Here is a 17169-nt window from a genome sequence, read left to right on the forward strand (position 1 = left end):
GGCCAGCGGGTGCTCCAGGGAGCCTTCCACATCCAGAACGTTAATGCGTACCACAGCCGATTGAAAAACTGGATGACTCGTTTTCATGGTGTCGCCACCCGCTACCTGCCGAATTATCTGGGCTGGCGGCGCATGCTTGAAAGTTACCAACAGCGTATTCATCCGGATTACTGCATCCAGGAAGCGATGGGGCGAACCATGCAACACATAATTGGGACATAGCCTTTTTTATTGGGGGATGAGCGCTTGGCAGCAGTCGGCAGCTAATGCTCGCTACGGTGCGCTACCGTTCGGCCGGGTTCGCCCGCCGCCGGGGAATCGGGCGGGCAGGCGCGGTTATTTAGGGCTGACCCGGCTGGCTAAAACGTTGCCCTGAGATGGCCGGGTGGTAGATGGGCTGCACCTTGTTGCCCGCGGGGTCGAGCAGATGAAAGCTGTGCGCGCCGTCGCCATGGGCGAAGGGCCGATCCAGCAGGGTCACGCCCTGGGCCTTGAAGTACTGGTACCAGGCATGCAATTCCTCGATGCTGTCGACGACGAAACCATAGTGATCCACCGCCTGTTCGCCGCTGCTGGCGGCATAGGCACGGCCCAGCGAGAGGTTGTCGTTGCCGCAGGTCAGGTAGACCAGGTCTTCGTTGGCGCGATGCAGCACCTGCATACCGAGAATATCCACGTAAAAGCGTTCGCAGGCTTCCAGGTTAGGCACCAGCAACGCCAGATGGCGTAGTCCGTTGAGGCGACCGGGGCGTTCGAGCATGTTCAGGTTCTCCATCTTGTATACAATTTGTGCTTAATATAAGACAAAAATGAGTCCGCTGTGTATTGCTTGCTACTCGAGTCCCAACTCAAGCTCGGCAGTTTGGCTGACTTTATGCGCGCCATGCCGGTCAATGCGGCGGCTTCGGTGCGCGATAAACCGGGCTGCCTGGCTGGCGTTTAACCCGCCTCGCGGGTGAGAAACTCTGTAGGAACAGCCTTGGCTGCGCTTAAGCGGGCGCCCCTTAGAGCCTGTTTACGATCTCGCGAGCTAGAGCGAGACAAGGCGCTACGTTAGTAACAGCCTTCGGCTGGTCAAAACGCCGAAGAAGCGCAGTTTACGAGCTGTAAATGAGCATGACTCGCTTCGCTCGCCCATTCGGGGCCGCGCTAAAGCGCGTTAGCCGCAAGCGGCTTGCTGAGGCTGTTTTTAACGCGGTATCGCCGACGCGCAGCAGATCGTAAACAGGTTCTTAGCTAGCTGCGATCACTTCAAGCACGCAGATAATGCCGGGCTGCGGGTAGTGCCAGCGCACGTCGAGGTCCCAGAAGCCGGCGCCGTAACGCCGCTCGGGCCTTGGCACTTGATAGGCCGGGCGCGGGTCCTGGGCCAGGCACTGTTCGATCAACTCGACCAGGGGTTCGCCCAGGCGCAGGCCATGGCGGCGGGCCTGGCTGAGGGCCTCGTCCTGCCAGCGCACCTCGATCAGCGCCGGGGCGCTTTCGGCGATGCGGTTATAGGCGCCGGCCACGCTGTCGGCATAGGGCACATAGGGTTTGATATCCAGCACCGGGGTGCCGTCGAGCAGGTCGATGCCGGACAGCCACAGCTTGCCGGCTTCGACCTTGTCCAGCTTGACCACCGACTGGCCGAGGCCATTGGGCCTGTGGGTGGCGCGGGTGCTGAACACCCCGACCGACTGGTTGCCACCCAGGCGCGGCGGGCGAACCTTCAAGCGCGGTTTGTCTTCCAGGGCCTGATGAAACACGAACAGCAGCCAGACATGGCTGACCTGCTCCAGGCCTTGCACCGCCTCGCCCGTATCGAAGGGCGCGAGCAGCTCCAGCACGCCCCGGGCCGCCGGCGCCAGTTGTGGCTGGCGCGGAATGGCGAACTTCTCCTTGAAGCAGGAGCGGAGAAAACCTATGGGCGAGACGGAGTAGGGCATAAGGAGGCGATCGAGGGCGACGAGGCAGCCATCTTACCCGCAACGGGCAGCAGTCTTAAGCGGCCTGTTAGGCCAGCAGCAGGGTTAGGCCCGCGGCGATCAGCAGCAGGCCGCTGATACGGCCGAGCCAGGGGCCCTGGGGCAGGGTCTTCTCCAGCAGCACATAGGCGCCGATCAGCGCCACCCACAGCAGGTTCATCACCCCGCCGACGAACAGCAGGCCCATCAACGCCCAGCAGCAGCCCAGGCAATACAGCCCGTGAGCCAGGCCCATGCGCCAGCCGCCGATAATCCCCGGGCGCCAGTGACCCAGAAGAAACTGCACCGGCCCGTAGCAATAGGCCAGGCAGGCCGCCTTAGTCGGCAGCCACTGGTAGACGCCAGCGCTCAGCAGCAGGGCGGCGCCGAGCCAGTGGCTTGCGCTGCGCATCTGCGGGTCGAGCAGGGCGAGTCGATCCAGGCCCCATTGCAGGCCGGTGGCGAGCAGGCTGAAGCCGCCCCACACCAGCAGATAGGCCAGACAGAACAGCAGCAAGGCCAGATGCCGCTGCAGCCCACCACTGTAGCGGCGCAGCATGCGCTGGTAGAGCAGGATCATCGGCAGGGCGCTGGGCAGCATCATGCCGACCATCATCACCGCCCACATGGCCAGCATCAGCAGGGCATCGCTGGTGCTCCAGGGCATCGGCATGCCGGCCATGGCGATATCGGCCATACCGCCCGGTGCCGCCATGGCGACGGCCATGCGCAGCAAGATCCACCACGCCAGCCCTGTCAGCGCCAGCAGGCAGAGCAGTAACAGCCATTGCTCCTGGCTCAGCGGCTGGCGCGGCAGGCGTTGGCGCGCCGGCCCGGCGGGTAGTTCCGGTGCGCTCAGTGGACCACCCCTTGCCCGGTAAAGTGAACCCGGGCGAAGTGGCTGTGGTTCTGCTGCGAGGCGATCTTGATCGCGCCCTGGCTCTGGAAGCTGCCGCTGGCCATTTGCGCCTCGATAAACTCGAAGCCCTTAGGCAGTACCAGGCGCACCTCCTGGGGCTCGCCATTGACCGGGCTGCGGATAGGTTCGCCGCTTGCCTCGAGCACGCCGGGGATCTGTACGCTGGCCTCGCGTTTATCCACGTCCACACTGAACTCTATGGGCACGAACTGCGGCTCGTGCATCTCGCTGATGGTGCTGGCAAATACCGAAAATACCGTGGCGCCGGGTTCGGTGTCCTCGCCGGCAAGGATGCGCAGCAAGGCCGCCCGTTGCTCGGCTGTGGCCTTGGCCTCGATAAACACCTGACAGCGTCCGTTGCCCTCATGGATCGCCTTGGGCCAGGCGAAGGTACCGGCCCAGCACAGGCCGTCCAGGCTGACAGCGTTGTGGTGGCCGCGTTCGATGCGCATCGCCACCACGGCCTCGCACTTGCCGTGGCTGGGTAGGGCGCTGAATTGACACGGGCAGCCCCAGTTGCAGTTGCAGGTAGCAAATTCGACGCCCTGCATGCGCCAGTCCGCCATGCTCATGGCTAGCCTCCTCGCCGCCGGTGCGGCTGAGGTGTGGTTGCCCCCAATCAATAACGCTAGCAGAGCAGGGGGGCGCCGAGCGGGGCGCCAGACCAGCGGCCGCCTGACCGGTAAACCTTCTTATCAAACTAGGTTTACCGGCTGCGGCGCTAGGGTCTGTTGACGTTTCGCGGCGAGCCGTGCGACCCAAAGGGACGAGGCCCGCTTGGAGCAGCACGGCGTTACTCGTCGCTTATTTGGAACAACCCAACCTCACTCCTCGGCGGTTGTAAGAATGCTGTATGCCGGTGATGTCGACCAGTAGCGGCCCGATTTCTAACCTTTGTTTCTGCTTCCGACCAGTGGGAGCAATAGCGGCAGTACTGCGATCGCGGATAGCACATGCTTGATGCTGTGGCCGGACAGCAACTCGCCACTCAGGTGGAACAGGTGGTCGTCGGTGAGTTCGCAGAGCTTGGCCAGGGCATACCAGGCAACGCATAAGCCGAGTCTGAATCCATGTCCGCCACTCCGCGCTCGGCAGAAGGCGAGCGAGGCCAGCACAAGCATGCCGCCAGCCTGCAATAGTATCCAGGGCAGCAGGTTGTCGCTGGCCCGCCAGGCCCAAAGGCTTGCCGCTCCGCCAAGGGCGACGGTCAGCAGCACGCCGCTGGCTGCCGCCAGGCCCAGGCGATCGGCTGTCGCCAGGCTCAGTATTCCGGAGAACAACACCAGCATGCCGAGGCGGTCGTAGAGCAGGCTGTGGTCGTTGGGCGACAGGTGATAGACGCTGGAGCCGGCGAAGGTGAAAAGCAGCCCGAGACACATCAGCAACGCTAGGCTGCGCCAGCGAGGGTCGAGCACCTGCGCCAGGCGGGTCAACCCGAGCAGACCGAGTAGCAGGAACGGCAGGTTGCTGAACACGTCCAAGGCATGGGGAATGCCGAGCAGGGCGCGCTGATCGGCGAAGGCATGATAGTGCGCGGGTTGCTGCACCGATGGGGCCAGGATTGCCGCGAGCGCCAGGCCGAGCCCGAACAGGCAAAGTGCGAATGAGGCCAGGCTTTGTCTGTGCCAATAGCGGGGTGGGGTGGTATTCGCATGCATGGCCTTCTCCATCGGGTCGATAGTCGTGGCTGGCACTCTGGGTCTTTTTCTTGGCTAAGTCTCTCTTCAGTGTTCTTGGTAGCGTATATGTAGCTATCAAGTTCATTTTGGAGATACTTATGGGCGCTTCATCCGAGCTGGTACGCATCATCAAGCGTGAGCTCAAGGCGCAGCAGCTCACCTATGCGGATCTAGCCCGCGAGTTGGGCATGTCCGAGTCCAACGTCAAGCGCATGCTGGCGAAGGCGGACATGCCGCTGTCGCGGGTGGACGCTATCTGCCGCGTGTTGCACCTGGACTTTGCCGACCTGGCCCGTCAGGTCGCCGATGCTCAGCCATTACTCAGCACGCTCAGCCTGGAGCAGGAACAGGCGGTGGTGGGCGATGAGCAGCTAATGCTGGTGGCGCTCTGTGTGTTGAGTCAGTGGACCGCCGAGCAGATTCTGGCGGCCTATCGCCTGAGCGAGGCAGAGTTGATCCGTGCCCTGATTCGTCTCGACCGGTTGGGTGTCATCGAGTTGAAGCCGTTGAACCGATACCGCCTTAAGCTGGCCAAGACGTTTCGCTGGCAACCCGACGGACCGGTGATGCGCTACTTCCGCAAACATGCATTGCAGGATTATTACGATGGCGAATTCGCCGGTAGCGACGAAGGCCTGCTGCTGGTGCACGGACGGATCAGTCGCGCGTTGGCGCCTTCGTTCGTCGAACGCCTGCAGCGGGTGGCGCAGGAATTCGCCCAGCAGCATCTGGCCGACCAGAAACTGCCCGAGGCCGAGCGAGAGGGCTATACGCTGGTTCTGGCGATGCGGCGCTGGGAGTTCGCCGTATTTGAGGCGTGGCGCCGCTGATCAGCTCGCCACCAGCCCGCGCATGCGTTGCTGCACGGCGTGCAGGCCGTTGCTGCGCGACGGTGACAGCTGGCGGGCCAGGCCCCGCTGAGTGACCCAGGCGGGCAGATCGAGGGTGGCCAGTTTGTTGCCGGGCAGACCCTCGACTCGCATCAGCAGCAGTGTGCCTGGTTCTGCACCCGACACGCCGCCGTCGCGGCCGCTGCGAAGCGTCAACAGTCCTTAGCTCTAGAGGCTAAAGCCGCCGTCGATGGGGATGATGGTGCCGGTCATATAGGCGCCGGCGGTGCTTGCCAGGCTGATCGCCAGGGCGGCCATTTCTTCTTCGCGGCCCCAGCGCTGCATGGGGATCAGCGCGCAGTCTTCGGCCATGGCCGCGTCATCCTTGGCGATATGCTGGGTCATCTTGCTGGGGAAGCGCCCCGGGGCTATCACGTTGACGTTGATATGCGCACCGACCAGCTCGCGGGCCAGCATGCGCGACAGCTGGTGCAGCGCCGCCTTGCTCGGGCCGTAGGCATAGGCGTCCTCGCCGTGGGAGCTGATGCCGGCCACCGAGCCGATATTGATCACCCGCGCCGGGTTGGCCGCGGAGCCGGCCTTGCGCAGCAGCGGCAGCAACTGTTGGATGCAGCTGAATACCGAGGTCACGTTGAGCTGCATGACCTTTTCCCAGCCCTTGGCTGGGTAGCTTTCCAGCGGCGCGCCCCAGGTGGTGCCGGCGTTGTTGACCAGGATATCCAGCTGGCCGAGGGTGCCGCTCAGTTGTTCGGCCAAAGCCTGCACGCCTTCTTCGCTACCCAGATTGGCGGCGATGCCGTGGCAGGTGCCGAAGGCCGACAGCTCGGCGGCGGTTTGCGCGCAGGCTGCGCCGTCACGGGCGCACACGTACACCGTGGCGCCGGCTTCGACAAAGGCTTTGGCGATCATCTTACCGATACCGCGGGTGCCACCGGTGACCAGGGCGGTGCGGCCTTGCAGGGAGAAATAAGGGTGCATGGCGAATCCTTCAGGGGGATGAGTGCCACTACCCTAATCGTCTGCCTGCCGTACGGCAGGCACTATTGCACTTGGAAATACAGCGCCATGCGGCGCTGTGTGGGTAGCAGGCGGTAGGTTGGGCTGAGCTGCGCGAAGCCCAACACGGCACAAACCGACGACGCTGAGCCCGAACCATCGACGTTGGGCTTCGTCGCTGCGCTCCTCAGCCCAACCTACGCACTATGGTCTCCAGAGAACTCGGCATTTCGCGTAGTTTTTCCCTAGCGCTTAGAGCCTGTTCAATGTCTCGCGAGCTAGAGCCATGCAAGGCAAAAACAGGCGAGGAAGCGGAGTTTACGAGCTGTAAATGAGCATTCCGAGCCTGTTTTTAACGCAGCAGGGCCGACGCGCAGCAGACTTTTAACAGGTTCTTATGGCTCTTAGCCGCGTACGCGCAGGGTCAGACCCTTGAGGAAGTTGCGCAGGAACTGATCGCCACAGGTGCGGTAGTTGCTGTGGCCGAACTTGCGAAACAGCGCGCTCATCTCCGGTTTGGAGACCGGGCAGTCGACGCTGTTCATGATCGCGTGCATGTCGTCTTCCTTCAGTTCGAAGGCCACCCGCAGTTTCTTCAGCACCATATTGTTGGTCACCGGCAGCTCGAAGGGCTGGGCCGGGCGGCTGTCGTCCTTGCCGCGCTTGAAGTACACCAGGCCGTCGAGAGCATGGGCCATCAGCTCGTCGTCGCAGGGGCTGAAACCTTCTTCATCTTCCTTCTTCAGCAGGGCGCCGAGGTCGGCCAAGGCGACCTGCTTGCCGCTGAGCTGGATGATCTCGACCAGCTGCGCGTCGTTGACGTCGAGCATATAGCGCAGGCTGCGCAGTACATCGTTATTGAGCATGGGGGTGTCCTGAGAGGGGCTGACGCACAGAGGCATCAGCTGAAAAAAATTAGAAGCGTTCTTTCGCCGCGAGGTAGCGCCATTGCCCCGGCTGAACCTTGGACATGGGCACGCCGCCGATGCGGATGCGCTTCATGCCCAGCACCTTGAGGTCGACGCTGTTGCACATAAACACGATCTGCCCGGGCTGCGGGTTCTTCAAGGCGAAGCGCAGGCGGGTTTCGTTCTGCCAGCTGACCTTGCAGGGTGGCAGGGCCACGCCATTGAAGATCAGGCCGTGATTGAGGCGTTGCAGCTGGCTGGGGCTGAGGGTGCCGAGCACCTCGACCACATATTCCTGTTCCAGCTTGTTCAGGTCTTCCTTGAGCTTGCGTTCGATGCGCCAGTCCTGGGTCAGCACATGCAGGCCATCGGCCCCGGCTTGCAGGGGGATGCAGCTAGTGAGCCGGGCGAAATGGCTTTTCAGCGGGCGGATGCCCGAGCCGTCGTCCGGCCAATGGCTGGCCGGGCTGATGGACTCGATCGCGCGATCGGGATAGTGCCCGGCGGGCACGTGCAGCAGCAGGGTCACCGGCTCCACCGGGGTCAACACGGCATCCGGGAGCAGCTCGACGCGCTGCTCGCTAACCTTGAACTGCGGCTCTTCCACCACCACCCCATCGACCGTCACCCAGCCGCCTTCGATATACAACTCGGCCTCGCGGCGCGAGCAGCCGATCTCTTCGATCAGGCGTTTGGACAGGCGGATGGGGTCGGTCATAAAAGCAGTCATCGACAAAAAAAGGGCGACCATTGTAACTGGCCGGGGCGCCAGTGCGCGGATCATCGGGCGAACGGTGAGGATAAAAAATGGCCAGGAGCCATTTTTAACGTCGCGTAGCGATGGCCAGAAGGGTGGCCGCCATGGATGGCAGGCCATAAAAAACCGCTCGGAAGAGCGGCTTTTCCCAGGTCGTAGGCTGGGTTAGCCGCATGGGAAGTCCGGATCAAGCAGCCGGATTCGCTGCGGCGTAACCCAGCATAGCGCCAGCGGCATCAGCGCCATGCTGGGTTACGCGTCGCTCGGAGCCCGCGTCGCCCGTACACCCGTAGGCGCCGCTAACCCAGCCTACAGGTTCTGCGCGCGGATAAAAAAACCGCTCCGAAGAGCGGTCTTTTCCAGCATGAGAGCGCTTAGCCCCCGAGGTAGGCGTCGCGCACCTTGGGATCGTTCAGCAGCTCCTGGCCGCTGCCCTGCATGACGATCCGTCCGTTCTCCAGCACATAGCCGCGATCGGCCAGCTTGAGCGCCTGGTTGGCGTTCTGCTCGACCAGGAACACGGTCACGCCGTCCTTGCGCAGCTGCTCGATGATGTCGAAGATCTGCTGGATGATGATCGGTGCCAGGCCCAGCGACGGTTCGTCGAGCAGCAACAGCTTGGGCTTGCTCATCAGCGCGCGGCCGATGGCGAGCATCTGCTGTTCGCCGCCGGACATGGTCCCGGCGCGCTGCGCGAAGCGTTCCTTGAGGCGCGGGAACAGCTGCAGGACCTTGTCCAATTGCTGCTGAAAGTCGGCTTTCTCGGTGAAGAAGCCGCCCATCACCAGGTTCTCTTCCACCGTCAGGCGGGAGAATACCCGGCGGCCTTCCGGCACCACGGCAATGCTCTTGCGCATGATGTCGCAGGATTCCTGGCCGATCAGTTCCTCGCCCTCGAAGCGGATGCTGCCGCTGGCGGCTTGCGGGCTGCCACACAGGGTCATCAGCAGGGTCGACTTGCCGGCGCCGTTGGCGCCGATCAGGGTGACGATCTCGCCTTGGCGCACTTCGACGCTGACGCCATGCAGCGCCTGGATCTTGCCGTAGAAGGTGGAGACGTTATGGAAATGCAGCATGGTTACGCCTCCCCCAGATAGGCTTTGATCACGTCCGGGTTGGCGCGGATCTGCTCCGGTGTGCCGTCGGCCAGGGGCGTGCCCTGGTTGATCACATAGATATGGTCGGAAATGCTCATGACCAGCTTCATGTCGTGCTCGATCAGCAGCACGGTGACGTTGTGTTCGTCGCGCAGCATGCGGATCAGCGCCTTGAGGTCGTCGGTCTCGCGCGGGTTGAGGCCCGCGGCCGGTTCGTCGAGCATCAGGATGCTGGGCCGGGTCATCATGCAGCGGGCGATTTCCAGGCGGCGTTGCTGACCATAGGCCAGGGTGCCGGCCGGGCGGTTGGCGAACTCGGTCAGGTTGACCCGCTCCAGCCAATGCGCGGCGTATTCCATGGCGTCGCGTTCGCTCTTGCGGAAGGCCGGGGTCTTCAGCAGGCCGGCGAGGAAGTTGGTGTTGAGGTGGCGATGCTGGGCTATCAGCAGGTTCTCCACCGCGGTCATGTCCTTGAACAGGCGCACGTTCTGGAAGGTGCGCACCACGCCTTTGCGGGCGATCTTGTGGCCGGGCAGGCCCTCGATCTGCTCGCCATTGAGGCGGATATTTCCGCTGGTGGGCTGATAGAAGCCGGTCAGGCAGTTGAATACCGTGGTCTTGCCGGCACCGTTAGGGCCGATCATCGACACCACCTGTTTTTCCTTGACGCTCAGGCTCACCTCGTTGACGGCCAACAGGCCGCCGAAGCGCATGGAGAGCCCGCTTACTTCGAGAATCGGGCGGCTCATTGGTGCAACTCCAGGTGGGGGCGCTGCATGGGCAAGAGGCCCTGCGGACGCCAGATCATCATCAGCACCAACACCGCGCCGAAGATCAGCATGCGGTATTCCTGCAGATCGCGGCCGATCTCCGGCAGCAGGATCATCACCACCGCCGCGAGTATCACCCCCAGCTGCGAGCCCATGCCCCCCAAAACGACTATGGCGAGGATGGTCGCCGACTCGATAAAGGTGAAGGACTCGGGGGTGACCAGGCCCTGGCGCGCGGCGAAGAAGCTGCCGGCGAAACCGGCGAAGCAGGCGCCGAGGGTGAAGGCCGAGAGCTTGATCAGGGTCGGGTTGAGGCCCAGCGCGCGACAGGCGATTTCGTCCTCGCGCAGGGCTTCCCAGGCGCGGCCCAGCGGCATGCGCAGCAGGCGGTTGATCACGAACAGGGCGAACAGCGATAACAACAGGGCCACCAGATAGAGGAAGATCACCTTGTTGATCGAGTTGTAGGCGATGCCGAAATACTCATGGAAGGTCTGCATGCCTTCGGCGGCCTTGCGCTCGAAGCTGAGGCCGAACAGGCTCGGCTTGTCGATATTGCTGATGCCGTTGGGGCCGCCGGTCAGCCAGGTCATGTTGCGCAGCAGGATGCGGATGATCTCGCCGAAACCCAGGGTGACGATGGCCAGATAATCCCCGCGCAGGCGCAGCACCGGGAAACCCAGGATAAAGCCGAAGAAGGCGGCCATGGCTCCGGCGATCGGCAGGCAGACCCAGAAGCCCAGGCCATAGTAGTGCGACAGCAGGGCGTAGCTGTAGGCGCCGACCGCATAGAAGCCGACGTAACCCAGGTCCAGCAGACCGGCCAGACCGACTACGATATTCAGGCCGAGGCCGAGCAGCACGTAGATCAGGATCAGGGTGGCGATATCCACCGCTCCGCGCGAGCCGAAGAACGGCCAGGCCAGGGCAAGCAGGATCAGACCGAGCACGACCCAGCGCTGGGTCGAGGGCAGGGTCAGGAAGTCGCTGGCCTTGCTCGGTACGCTCGGCAGGCTCGGTACGGCGGCCCAGGTGGCGCCGATACGTTCGCGCAGCAGTTGCCAGGCGAACATGGCGATGGCGCAAGCGGCGACGGCCCACAGGGTGGCGGCATCCGCCCCCTGTACCTGCAGGCCGACACCGACCACGCTGAGTTTCAGGCCGAGGATAGGGTAGGCCACGGCCAGCACCAGCAGGGCGCTGAAGAACGCGGTTCTGAGGTTTTTCGTGATTGCGCTAGTCATACCTTCTCCACCTCCGGACGACCGAGAATGCCGGTCGGACGGAACAACAACACCAGGACCAGCAGGGCGAAGGCCACCACGTCCTTGTACTGATCACCAAACACGTCGGCGCCGAAGGCTTCGGCCACGCCGAGTACCAGGCCGCCGAGCATGGCGCCGGGGATGCTGCCGATACCGCCCAGTACCGCGGCGGTGAAGGCCTTGATCCCGGCGAGGAAGCCCAGGTTCGGGTTGATCACGCCGTATTGCAGGCCCAGCAGCACCGCGGCCACGGCGGCCAGGGTGGCGCCGATGACGAAGGTCAGGGCGATGATGCTGTTGGTATTGATGCCCAGCAGGTTGGCCATCTTGATGTCTTCGGCGCAGGCGCGGCAGGCACGGCCCAGGCGCGAGCGGGAGATAAACCAGGTCAGGCCGAGCATCACCAGGAAGGTGACGACGAAGATCAGCACCTGGATATAGGAGATGGTGACGTTGTGGATGGCGCTGTCGCCGAAGACGAAATTGCCGGGGATCAGGTTGGGGATCGCCTTGTCCTTGGAGTCCTGGGTCAGCAGCACTTCGTTTTGCAGGAAGATCGACATGCCGATCGCCGAGATCAGCGGGATCAGCCGGTTGCTGCCGCGCAACGGGCGATAGGCGACCCGTTCGATGCTGTAACCGTAAGCGCTGCAGACTATGATGCTGGCGGCGAAGGCCGCGAAGATCATCAGGGGTAGGCTGTCCAGACCGAGCATGGACAGCCCGGCGATCACGATGAAGGCTACGTACGAGCCAAGCATGTAGACCTCGCCATGGGCGAAGTTGATCATGCCGATGATGCCATAGACCATGGTGTAGCCAATGGCAATCAGGGCATAGGTGCTGCCAACGGTCAGACCGTTAACCAGCTGTTGCAGGTAGTGATAAAGATCAGGCATTGCCTAACTCCTGGGTTGTCACGCAAGGCAGCGCTTGTGGCGCAGCATGCAACCGGAATTCTTCTAATAAACAAAGCCCACTGCCTGGGCAGTGGGCTTTGGGTTCAGACGTGACGCACGCTTTTTAGTTAGTCGCGGCTTCGGTTTTGCTGCCGTCCTGGTGCCATTCGTAGACCACGAAGCTGAAGTCCTTCAGATCGCCCTTCTCGTCGAAGGCCAGGCTACCAGTCGGGGTCTCGAAGCTGTTGGCGCGCAGCGCTTCGGCGACCTTGGCGGTATCTGTGCTGCCGGCTTTGGTGATGCCGTCGGCAATCACTTGCACGGCGGCGTAGGCCGGGAACACGAAGGGGCCGCTCGGGTCTTCGTTCTTCGCCTTGAAGGCTGCGACCAGCGCCTGGTTCTTCGGATCCTGGTCGAAGGACTTCGGCAGGGTCACCAGCAGGCCTTCGGAAGCCGGGCCGGCGATGGCGGAGATCTCCTTGTTACCCACGCCTTCCGGACCCATGAACTTGACGTTCAGGCCTTTTTCCTTGGTCTGGCGCAGCAGCAGGCCGAGTTCCGGGTGATAGCCGCCGTAGTAGACGAAGTCCACGCCGGCCTGCTTGATCTTGGCGATGATGGTGGAGAAGTCCTTGTCGCCGGCGTTGATGCCTTCGAACAGGGCAACCTTGGTGCCTTTGCCTTCCAGGGTCTGCTTGACCGCGGTGGCGATGCCTTCGCCGTATTGCTGCTTGTCGTGGAGCACGGCAACGGTCTTCGGCTTGATGTGGTCGGCGATGAAGTTGCCGGCGGTCGGGCCTTGCAGGCTGTCCAGGCCGATAGTGCGGAACACCAACTGGTAGCCGCGGGCGGTGATGTCCGGGCTGGTGGAGGCCGGGCTGATCATCAGGATGCCTTCGTCTTCGTAAATGTCGGACGCCGGCTGAGTGGAGCTGGAGCAGAGGTGGCCGATCACGAATTTGACTTCGTCGTTGACTATCTTGTTGGCCACGGCCACGGCTTGTTTCGGGTCGCAGGCATCATCGTAGACCACGCCTTCGAGCTGAGCGCCGTTCACCCCACCGGCCTTGTTGATCTGCTCGATGGCCATCTTGGCGCCCACGAATTGCATCTCGCCGTATTGCGCGACGGCGCCGGTAACCGGGCCGGCCATGGCAATCTTGATGGTGTCGGCGGCCATGGAATAGCTGGCGGCTCCAGCCAGAGCCATGGCGGCAAACAGTTTGGAAATCTGCTTAGTAGCCTTGTTCATAGTGCTCCACTCTTATTTGATTTTAGTTGTTGTAGTTCTGGTGGCCTAGGCTGCAGAACCGGGTTGTTCCCCGGTCATCCCCCCGGCAACTGTACCGACGCAGTGTAGAGCGCAGCTTTGCGCCTTGAAAAGCCGCTTGCTGGGGGCAAAACCTCAGGGTGTCGCTTTAATGCAATAAACGTATAGAAAAACGGCGTGTCTTGCGCGCAGCGGCCAGCGTCGCGAATTTGCCTGCTGACTGGCTGACGCTATCATGGCGGCCGATTTGTACCGATCTGCAATCGGGCCATCCACATAGGACAATCCATGTCTGAGTTATCCATGACTGAACCTAGCACCCTCTATGCCAAGCTGCTTGGAGAAACTGCACCCATTAGCTGGCAAGAGCTGCAACCTTTCTTCGCCCGTGGCGCCTTGCTGCTGGTCGAGGGCACGCAAGACCTGATCGCGGTGGCGCAGGCCGTGGCGCAGAATGATCAGGCCAAGGTCGCGGCCTGGCTGGCGGGCGGCCAGTTGAGCAAGGTCGACGATAGCCGTGCCGAGGATCTGCTCAGCCGTGACCCACAGCTGTGGGCGGTGGTGGTGGCACCCTGGGTGCTGGTGCAGGAACGCACGACTGCTCCCGTCCTGCACTGACAGCAGGCCGAACTGATCCTGCAGCCGCGGGCATAAGGGTTATGCTGAGAGTCACTTAGCCAGTGGAGAGCGACCATGTTCGAGCCAGGACACCTGCATCGCGCCAACTCTTTTGCCAGCGCCGGCCAACCGGTATTCAGCATCGATCTCTACTACGAGGTGCGCCACGACCCGGCCGAGGGGCCCATGCTGCATATGCGCATGCAGGGCGAGGTGGCGGGTAAGGCTTTCGAAGAGGCGTTTGAGCTGCATCGCGACACCGCCTGCAACTTCGCCAGCGTGGCCAGTCGCCTGGCGCAAAAGCACGGCTTGCCGAGTGGCAACAACCTGATCATGCGCAGCCACCATGAGTACGACCTGATGTTCGAGGATATTCGCGCCAAGTTGGGCACCCACAGCGGCGACCCGGTCAATCTCGATCATCTGGAAAAAGATGGCTTGTAGGAGGGGGGCATGCAGGTGAAACCCAGCACGGGTTAGCAGGCCGTTGAAAAACTACCTGCGTTGCCTCTTTTGATAAAAGAAAGGGGCGTTAAAAACAGGCTCGGAAAGCCCTTTTGGGCTAACGCGCTTTAGCGCGACCCGAAGGGCGAGTGAAACGACTAATGCTCATTTACAACACGTAAACTGCGCTTCCTCGCCTGTTTTGACCAGCCGAAGGCTGTTACTAACGTAGCGCCTTGTCTCGGCTGCCTCGCCTACGTTGTTCAACGGCCTGTTAGCGGTAGTCTCACTCCCCTCCGAGTTGCTGCCCCGTCCCAGGTGCTTAATCGGTGCCTGCAGTGGATGGCAATGTTTGGCCATCAAGCCCCCCGACCTTTGCACCACGGCGTAGCCCCGCCGCCTATCTATGGCCGCGCAAAACAGCTGCTTCAGCTTTGCCCAGTAGGTGGAAAATTAACGCCGAGAAGGAACTTGGAGGTTGTTTTCGAGGGTCGAACTCTACAGCAGCCTATGGGATTTCCCTGTCTAAAGTGCGGGAAGTCTTGAGGCCTGTCTGAACACGCTTCCCCTAGGGGCTGTTGACGTTTCGTCGCGGCCACGTTGGGCTGTCGCCGGCTGCGGTTGTCGGCGCTGCCCGCCACGAGGAGAGCAGGCATGATGCGTGGCCGTAGAATTCTCGCCGGGAGCCTGGCCAGCCTGTTGCTGCTGAGTGCCGCGCTGCCGATCCTGATCGCCACCTTCGACTGGAACCTGCTGCGCCCGGCCCTTAATGCCCAGGTCTCCGCGGCGCTCGACCGGCCCTTCGCGATCAACGGCGAGCTGGCCGTGGTCTGGCGCCGTGAACCCGAGGTGGATGGCTGGCGCGGGCTGCTGCCCTGGCCGCACGTGCAGGCAAGCGATCTGAGCCTGGGCAACCCCGACTGGGCCAAGGGGTCGCAGCTGGTCAGCTTCAGACGGGTGGAGTTTCGCTTGGCGCCGCTGCCGTTGCTGCTGCGCCGGCTGGTGATTCCGCGGATCGAGTTGAGCGCGCCCATGGCCAGTCTCGAGAGATTGGCCGACGGACGCAACAATTGGACCCTGGATGCCGGCAAGGGGCGCGAGCCCGCGTCCTGGACCCTGGAGCTGGGCGAGGTCGTCTTCGACCAGGGCCGGATCAGCCTGAGCGACCCGCGCCTGAAGGCGCACCTGGAATTACAGCTCGAGCCTCTGGGCAAGCCCATTCCCTTCGCCGAGATAGTCGGGCAGAAGGCCGCGCAGATGGTCGCGAAGCAGGGCCAGGCGCAGGACTATGCCTTCGCCTGGCGGGTCAAGGGGCGCTACCAGGGCCAGGCGCTCAGCGGCAGCGGCAAGGTCGGCGGACTGCTGGCCCTGCAGGACGCCAGCAAACCCTTACCGCTGCAGGCGGACATCCGGGTCGGCGCCACCCACATAGTCCTCGTCGGCACCCTGAGCGACCCGCGTAATCTCGGCGCGTTCGACCTGCGCTTGCGTCTGTCCGGCAGCAACATGGCTCAGCTCTATCCGCTGACCGGCATGGCCCTGCCGGAAACCGGGAGCTATGCCACCGACGGCCACCTGAGCGCACAGCTGCGGGCACCGGGCGGTGCGCTGTTCCGTTACCAGCAGTTCAACGGCCGGGTCGGCGCCAGCGATATCCACGGCAGCCTGACCTACGTCGCCAGTCAGCCGCGGCCGAAGCTGTCCGGCACGCTGACCTCCGAGCAGCTGCTGTTCGCCGACCTGGCACCGCTGATCGGCGCCGACTCCAACGCCGCGAAAAAGGCCCGCGGCGCCCGCAGCCAACAGCCGGTGGGCAAGCTGCTGCCGGTGGAGAAGTTCCACACCGAGCGCTGGCGCGCGATGGACGCCGATGTGCAGTTCACCGGCAAGCGCATAGTGCGCAGCGAGCAACTGCCGTTCAGCGACCTGCATGCCCATGTGCTGATCGACGATGGCGTGCTCAGCCTGGTGCCGCTGAGCCTCGGCGTGGCCGGCGGCACGCTGGACGCCACTGTGCGCCTGAATGGCCGCGCCGAGCCTTTGCGCGGCCAGGCGCAACTGAGTGCCCGGCATTTCAAGCTCAAGCAACTGTTACCCGACTTCACGCCGCTGCAGACCAGCCTCGGCGAGATCAATGGCGAGGCCAACCTCGCGGGCACCGGCAACTCGGTGGCGGAGCTGCTCGGCAGCGCCAACGGCGAAATGCTCCTGCTGGTCAACGATGGCACCATCAGCCGCCGGCTGATGGAGATCGCCGGGCTCAACCTCGGCAGTTACCTGGTGACCCAGCTGTTCGGCGACCGGGAGGTACGGATCAACTGCGCCATGGCCAATCTGCAGCTGCAGGACGGTGTGGCCAGGTCGCGACTGTTCGTCCTCGACAGCGAGACCGCGCTGATCCATATCGCGGGCACGGCGAACTTTCGCAGCGAACGGCTGGATCTGACCCTCAGCCCGGACTCCAAGGGCATGCGCCTCTTCTCGCTACGCTCGCCGCTGTATGTGCGCGGCACCTTCAAGCAGCCGCAGGCCGGGGTCAAGGTCGGGCCCTTGCTGGCGCGCGGCGCCGGCGTGGTCCTGCTGGGCGCGACTGTGGCGCCGGTGGCGGGCCTGCTGGGGATGGTCGCGCCCGGCAGCGCGCGGGAAAACCAGTGCGCCCTGTTGCTGCGGCAGTTCCAGCAGTTCCAGCCGCCGCGCCCGCAACGAAAGGTCAACAGACTCTAGGCATGTAGGGCGGGTCATTGACCCGC

18 protein-coding genes and 2 pseudogenes are annotated in these 17169 nt (G+C 63.1%); 6 read left to right on the forward strand and 14 right to left on the reverse strand.

What is annotated here, in order from left to right:
- Positions 1–222 (forward strand): annotated as a pseudogene (locus tag Q8Q83_RS08935) (IS1595 family transposase); the annotation flags it as partial.
- Between the two features lie 118 nt (positions 223–340).
- On the opposite strand, the gene Q8Q83_RS08940 reads toward Q8Q83_RS08935, so the two are convergent.
- Positions 341–760 carry a VOC family protein gene (locus Q8Q83_RS08940; RefSeq protein ID WP_305622982.1) on the reverse strand — a complete coding sequence of 140 codons (420 nt, stop codon included), beginning with the start codon at positions 758–760 and terminating at the stop codon, positions 341–343.
- A gap of 60 nt (positions 761–820) precedes the next feature.
- On the opposite strand from Q8Q83_RS08940, the gene Q8Q83_RS08945 reads away from it, so the two are divergent.
- Complete coding sequence (locus Q8Q83_RS08945) at positions 821–943, forward strand: hypothetical protein (protein WP_305622984.1); 123 nt, start codon at positions 821–823, stop codon at positions 941–943.
- Between the two features lie 289 nt (positions 944–1232).
- Here the strand turns inward: Q8Q83_RS08945 and tsaA are convergent, their stop codons facing one another.
- From tsaA to Q8Q83_RS08965, 4 genes are all read right to left on the reverse strand, one after another.
- On the reverse strand, positions 1233–1928 hold the full coding sequence (tsaA, locus tag Q8Q83_RS08950; protein WP_305622986.1) for a tRNA (N6-threonylcarbamoyladenosine(37)-N6)-methyltransferase TrmO: 696 nt from the start codon (positions 1926–1928) through the stop codon (positions 1233–1235).
- Between the two features lie 67 nt (positions 1929–1995).
- On the reverse strand, positions 1996–2673 hold the full coding sequence (locus Q8Q83_RS08955; protein ID WP_305622987.1) for a DUF2182 domain-containing protein: 678 nt from the start codon (positions 2671–2673) through the stop codon (positions 1996–1998).
- Between the two features lie 128 nt (positions 2674–2801).
- Positions 2802–3437 (reverse strand): DUF1326 domain-containing protein, encoded by a 636-nt coding sequence (locus Q8Q83_RS08960; protein WP_305622989.1) that lies wholly within the window; start codon positions 3435–3437, stop codon positions 2802–2804.
- Between the two features lie 315 nt (positions 3438–3752).
- Positions 3753–4535 carry a hypothetical protein gene (locus tag Q8Q83_RS08965; protein WP_305622991.1) on the reverse strand — a complete coding sequence of 261 codons (783 nt, stop codon included), beginning with the start codon at positions 4533–4535 and terminating at the stop codon, positions 3753–3755.
- 107 nt (positions 4536–4642) lie between these two features.
- On the opposite strand from Q8Q83_RS08965, the gene Q8Q83_RS08970 reads away from it, so the two are divergent.
- A complete protein-coding gene (locus tag Q8Q83_RS08970; protein ID WP_305622993.1) occupies positions 4643–5374 on the forward strand; it encodes a helix-turn-helix transcriptional regulator in 732 nt (243 codons plus the stop codon).
- On the opposite strand, the pseudogene Q8Q83_RS08975 reads toward Q8Q83_RS08970, so the two are convergent.
- The 9 genes and pseudogenes from Q8Q83_RS08975 to Q8Q83_RS09015 form a co-directional block, all read right to left on the reverse strand.
- Positions 5375–5536: pseudogene (locus Q8Q83_RS08975) on the reverse strand (SufE family protein); the annotation flags it as partial.
- Between the two features lie 66 nt (positions 5537–5602).
- Positions 5603–6373, reverse strand: coding sequence for an SDR family oxidoreductase (locus Q8Q83_RS08980; protein WP_305622994.1), 771 nt, complete (start codon positions 6371–6373; stop codon positions 5603–5605).
- Positions 6374–6795: 422 nt separating this feature from the next.
- Positions 6796–7257 carry a DUF1456 family protein gene (locus Q8Q83_RS08985; RefSeq protein WP_305622996.1) on the reverse strand — a complete coding sequence of 154 codons (462 nt, stop codon included), beginning with the start codon at positions 7255–7257 and terminating at the stop codon, positions 6796–6798.
- A gap of 49 nt (positions 7258–7306) precedes the next feature.
- Entirely contained in the window at positions 7307–8017 is a 711-nt protein-coding gene (locus Q8Q83_RS08990) for an rRNA pseudouridine synthase (protein WP_305622998.1), read from the reverse strand.
- Positions 8018–8430: 413 nt separating this feature from the next.
- Positions 8431–9132, reverse strand: coding sequence for an ABC transporter ATP-binding protein (locus Q8Q83_RS08995; RefSeq protein ID WP_371132388.1), 702 nt, complete (start codon positions 9130–9132; stop codon positions 8431–8433).
- Between the two features lie 2 nt (positions 9133–9134).
- On the reverse strand, positions 9135–9902 hold the full coding sequence (gene livG, locus Q8Q83_RS09000; RefSeq protein ID WP_305623000.1) for a high-affinity branched-chain amino acid ABC transporter ATP-binding protein LivG: 768 nt from the start codon (positions 9900–9902) through the stop codon (positions 9135–9137).
- Positions 9899–11167 (reverse strand): high-affinity branched-chain amino acid ABC transporter permease LivM, encoded by a 1269-nt coding sequence (locus Q8Q83_RS09005; protein WP_371132389.1) that lies wholly within the window; start codon positions 11165–11167, stop codon positions 9899–9901. The genes livG and Q8Q83_RS09005 overlap by 4 nt, the downstream gene beginning before the upstream one ends.
- Complete coding sequence (gene livH / locus Q8Q83_RS09010) at positions 11164–12087, reverse strand: high-affinity branched-chain amino acid ABC transporter permease LivH (protein WP_305623001.1); 924 nt, start codon at positions 12085–12087, stop codon at positions 11164–11166. Before livH ends, Q8Q83_RS09005 begins: the two co-directional genes overlap by 4 nt.
- Before the next feature lie 124 nt (positions 12088–12211).
- Positions 12212–13339 (reverse strand): branched-chain amino acid ABC transporter substrate-binding protein, encoded by a 1128-nt coding sequence (locus Q8Q83_RS09015; RefSeq protein ID WP_305623003.1) that lies wholly within the window; start codon positions 13337–13339, stop codon positions 12212–12214.
- A 321-nt stretch (positions 13340–13660) separates the two neighbouring features.
- On the opposite strand from Q8Q83_RS09015, the gene Q8Q83_RS09020 reads away from it, so the two are divergent.
- From Q8Q83_RS09020 to Q8Q83_RS09030, 3 genes are all read left to right on the forward strand, one after another.
- The gene (locus tag Q8Q83_RS09020) at positions 13661–13975 is read left to right on the forward strand and encodes a DUF2288 domain-containing protein (protein WP_305623004.1); all 315 of its coding nucleotides are present in this window, start codon (positions 13661–13663) and stop codon (positions 13973–13975) included.
- Between the two features lie 75 nt (positions 13976–14050).
- Positions 14051–14419 carry a DUF5064 family protein gene (locus tag Q8Q83_RS09025; protein WP_305623006.1) on the forward strand — a complete coding sequence of 123 codons (369 nt, stop codon included), beginning with the start codon at positions 14051–14053 and terminating at the stop codon, positions 14417–14419.
- Between the two features lie 654 nt (positions 14420–15073).
- A complete protein-coding gene (locus tag Q8Q83_RS09030; protein ID WP_305623007.1) occupies positions 15074–17143 on the forward strand; it encodes an AsmA family protein in 2070 nt (689 codons plus the stop codon).
- Positions 17144–17169: the final 26 nt, after the last annotated feature.

It is taken from the genome of Pseudomonas sp. (genome assembly GCF_030696055.1).
GTDB lineage: Bacteria > Pseudomonadota > Gammaproteobacteria > Pseudomonadales > Pseudomonadaceae > Aquipseudomonas.